5 protein-coding genes and 1 pseudogene are annotated in these 3,858 nt (G+C 55.9%); all 6 read right to left on the bottom strand.

What is annotated here, in order from left to right; translation table 11 throughout:
- Positions 1-1,731 (bottom strand): AAA family ATPase (locus tag ACESTR_RS15620; RefSeq protein ID WP_373179416.1); only part of this gene is annotated, 1,731 nt, incomplete at its 3' end.
- 88 nt (positions 1,732-1,819) lie between these two features.
- A pseudogene (locus ACESTR_RS15615) lies at positions 1,820-2,104 on the bottom strand (DUF4326 domain-containing protein); the annotation flags it as partial.
- Positions 2,105-2,153: 49 nt separating this feature from the next.
- Positions 2,154-2,855: a methyltransferase domain-containing protein gene (locus ACESTR_RS15610; protein WP_141417855.1), complete on the bottom strand. Its 702-nt coding sequence runs from the start codon at positions 2,853-2,855 to the stop codon at positions 2,154-2,156.
- Positions 2,856-2,872: 17 nt separating this feature from the next.
- Complete coding sequence (locus tag ACESTR_RS15605; RefSeq protein ID WP_278752648.1) at positions 2,873-3,199, bottom strand: hypothetical protein; 327 nt, start codon at positions 3,197-3,199, stop codon at positions 2,873-2,875.
- A gap of 13 nt (positions 3,200-3,212) precedes the next feature.
- On the bottom strand, positions 3,213-3,509 hold the full coding sequence (locus tag ACESTR_RS15600) for a hypothetical protein (RefSeq protein WP_026318695.1): 297 nt from the start codon (positions 3,507-3,509) through the stop codon (positions 3,213-3,215).
- 52 nt (positions 3,510-3,561) lie between these two features.
- Positions 3,562-3,858: hypothetical protein (locus ACESTR_RS15595; RefSeq protein ID WP_373179415.1), on the bottom strand; the 297-nt coding region annotated here is incomplete at its 5' end.

The following is a 3,858-nucleotide window of genomic DNA, read 5'->3' as shown; positions in this document are numbered from 1 at the left end:
GCCTCCGCGGCCGAGGCTCGGCCCCGAAGGATTCAATGCCTGCTGCAACAGCAGGTTCAGGTTCGCGGCGCCCACGACGCCCCGCTGCATCGGCGTAAGTACTTGAATACGGTCCGGACTTTCCCGGTAGGCGCGGGGCAGGCGCTCCTTCACCAGCCGGACGATGGTTTCGGCGGCCCGTTCGGGGTCGTCCTCCCGCATGAAGAAAAAGTCGGTGTCGCGGCCGTTGCTCGTATCGGGGAAGCGTCCCTGGTTGATGGTGTGGGCGTTCATCACGATACGGCTCTTCTGCGCCTGCCGGAAGATGCGCACGAGCCGCACGACGGGGATACGCTGCGAGTCGATGACATCGCGCAGGACGTTTCCCGCCCCGACGCTCGGCAGCTGGTCGATGTCGCCGACGAACACCAGCCGCATCCCCACGGGAACGGCTTTCAGCAGGTTGTTCATCAAAAGGATGTCGATCATAGAACACTCGTCCACGATCAGCGCGTCGCCTTCCAGCGGGTTCTCGTCGTTGCGCTTGTAGCCGTCCTGCGGGTTGTACTCCAACAGCCGGTGGATGGTCTTGGCCTCCATGCCCGTCGCCTCGCTCATACGCTTGGCAGCACGTCCCGTCGGTGCCGCCAGCAGCACGCGCAGGCCGGCTTTTTTCAAGGCCGCGATAATTCCCTGCGTCGTAGTCGTCTTACCCGTACCGGGGCCGCCGGTCAACACCATGACTTTGGACGTGACGGCCTGCCGGATAGCCGCAAGCTGAACTTCGTCGTATTCGATGCCGGTTTCCGCGGTGAGGGACGACGGATCGAAAAGCCCGTCGAACAACGAACGGCCCGTACTCTCTGCCAAATCTCTCAGGCGACGCGACGTACCGCACTCGGCATGGTAGAACGGAGGAAGGTAAATGGCATCCTTGTCGAGAATAAGGTCTTCGGCCTGAAGCATCCCTGCAAGGGTGTCACGGATAGCCGTTTCGCCCGCTTCAAGAAGCTGCCCCGCAGTCTTTACCAGCTGTTCCTCCCCGGCGTAGACATGTCCTTCGTCCGAAAGTTGTCCCAGCGTATAGAGGATGCCGCTCCGGCACCGTCGCGGGTCCTCTTTCTCATAGCCCATCTTTGCGGCGATGCCGTCGGCGGTCTTGAAGCCGATGCCCCAGATATCGTCGGCAAGGCGGTAGGGATTCTCCCGCACCTTGTCAATACTCTCCTTGCCGTATTCCCGGTAGATTTTGGCCGCATAGGCCGTGCTCACGCCGTAGCCCTGCAGAAAAAGCATGACATTTTTGATGTCTTTCTGCTTCTCCCAACTCTCGCGGATCTTCGCTACACGCTTACGTCCGATGTTCGGAACTTCGTAAAGCCGTTCGATCTCCGTCTCGATGATGTCGATGGTCTCCGTTCCGAATCGCTGGACGATAGCCCGGGCGAACCGGGGGCCGATGCCCTTGACCAATCCGCTGCCGAGGTATTTTTCGATCCCGTACACCGTGGCGGGCATCGTCTCCTCCCATGTCGCGGCGACGAACTGGCTGCCGTAGCGTTTGTCCACCTTCCATTCGCCGCGGCACAGAAGGACGCTGCCCACGGGAACCTCCAGCAGGTTACCCACGAGCGTGACAAGGTCGTTATAGCCCTTCACCTTGACCTTCAGCACCGAGTATCCGTTCTCGGGATTCTGATAGGTGATACGTTCCACGACACAGCGCAGAAGAGTTGCCGGGTGTTCGTTCATAAAACGGACGATACTGAATACCCAGTAAAATTACGGAAAAAATCCCGGAATAGCAATGCCGCCGGGCATACGACCTTTATTCATCGTCCAAGGTATTGAGATATTCTTTGATAATATCCCTATGACATGAATAAGGCTTACAGAAGCATCCCAAGCGTTTGCCTTTCAAAGCATGGATACGCTGACGAAACTCAGGATCGGTACGCAGGCGTCCGTAAAAATAACTGCGGTAGCGGTCCAAAGTAGCACCGCGGCTCATGCCTGGCAGCAGCCGAAAAGGATTCCTGAAATAACCGTCTTCACCACGGCCGGCACGGCCGATGTAAACATCGCATGCTGCATAACGAATGTTTACCACTTCAGTTCGTTTCATGACATAAAATTTTAACATTGACGCGGGGTTCTCCCCGCGTCGGAATGCACTACGCCCGTTCCACTACGACGATCTCCGCACGGCAGGCAGTGCGTGCGAACGGCTCCTGCATGGGTGTCCGGTGGTGGATGATAAAGTGCCGCATCGTCTCCTGTACGGCTTTGGGACGCTGCTTGTCGATAAAGCCGTACGGCAGAAGCAGCACGGCACGATCGCCCGAGCGTTGCGTGCGGGAGAGCCATTGCAGGAAGTAGACACACTCCACAATCTCGAACGGCGGATTGGCAATGACGTTCTCGCAGCGGAAGTCGATCTCATGAAATTGCATCCGCAGCGCAGCAGTTTCGGGATAGAGGCGTTCGTATAGATCAACCAGCTCCGCATCGGCATCGAAGCCGAGGAGCGCCGACGGATGCACGCCCTCGAGGAGCAGGGCGCGCGTAAGTTGCCCCGTGCCGCAGCAGGCGTCCACGATACGGCTGTCATTGTCGAAATATCGCACGGCCAGTGCCGCCATCTGGCAGGCCGTGCGGTCGGGTGTCAGGTATTGCGAAGCATAGACGCCCTTGCGGCGCTGCCGCTCGCACATTGCATCATACGGCCAGTTATCGCCGCCGTAGAGGAATGGCAGGTCATTGTGCTGCTGCCAATAATCGAGAATCTCCGGCAGCGTATCCGGCCAATAGAAATTGCGCCGCAGATAGTAATTCTGAAGCGCATAGCGTTTTGTGATTCTTTCAAAGATTTTCATTGGATCAGGTTTTAGGGTTACTCTTTTTTCTGCCGCGGCACCGCAATCCAGTCGGGATTCAGCGTCATACGCCAATCGGGATCGCCATTGCGGTAAGCGAGAAGTTGGGCAGCGTAATCGTGAGCCTCACGGGAATTTTGGGCCCGATAATGAAACATCCATTTCTGACCGCATCGGGGACATTCCCAGACGACCATCGTACCGGCAGAGGTCTCGGCAAGGCCCAGCATACAGGGCACTACGTTATAGTGCGGCGGTTCGAAACCACATTCATAACAGGTATAAATACCGCGGTTATAGCGTCCCTGCGGTGGAACGCGCAGGGACAAAGGAATATCGATCATATAAGTATATGGTTTAGGTGTTCGTATCTTCAGGCGAAGCCGCGACTCCGTCCTCTTGGCAATAGTCGAATTTCATCAGCTTTGCGACACGGGCGTACTCCTTATCGTAATACGTATCGTATTCCTTTTGATATTCCTCCTTGTAATGGGTTCCGCCGTCGGGATCGTCGGGGTCATCGGCTTCGACGAATGTTTCGAAAGGTGCACCGTGTGCGTTCAGCAGCCGTCCGACGGCCAGATCGCAGGCAATATCCATAATCGACGCGTTGATCGCGTCCTTATGGTTACGGTAATATTCGTGTAAATTCATGGTTTCGTTCATTAAAATGTTCTTGGTTTGAGTTATTGTATTTCTGCGGACATCAGGTCGGTGTCCGCAATGCAGATCGGGTTTGTTCCGGGTATTCATTGGGCAGACTCTTTCCGGATTCGGATTTGCTCCTCTGCGAATTGTCTGTTCCACCACGCCTCGCAGGCATCGACAAGCATTTGATACTTCTCTTCGGAAGGTTGTCCATGATGCAGTTTCCGTCTGCGGCCGAGTAAATCATAACCGTAGGATCTCCATTATTGTTTTCTATATCCAGTGGATATTCCGTTCCGGGAATTTGATAAGCAACATCTTCCTGATAGGTCGGATCGTTTGACAGTTCGTCGAG

Origin of the sequence: Alistipes sp. DJF_B185, from assembly GCF_964250025.1 — a bacterium.
Classification (GTDB): Bacteria; Bacteroidota; Bacteroidia; order Bacteroidales; family Rikenellaceae; genus Alistipes; species Alistipes finegoldii.
Note: the sequence above shows the minus strand (reverse complement) of the source record. Positions and strands in the feature narration are given on the sequence as shown.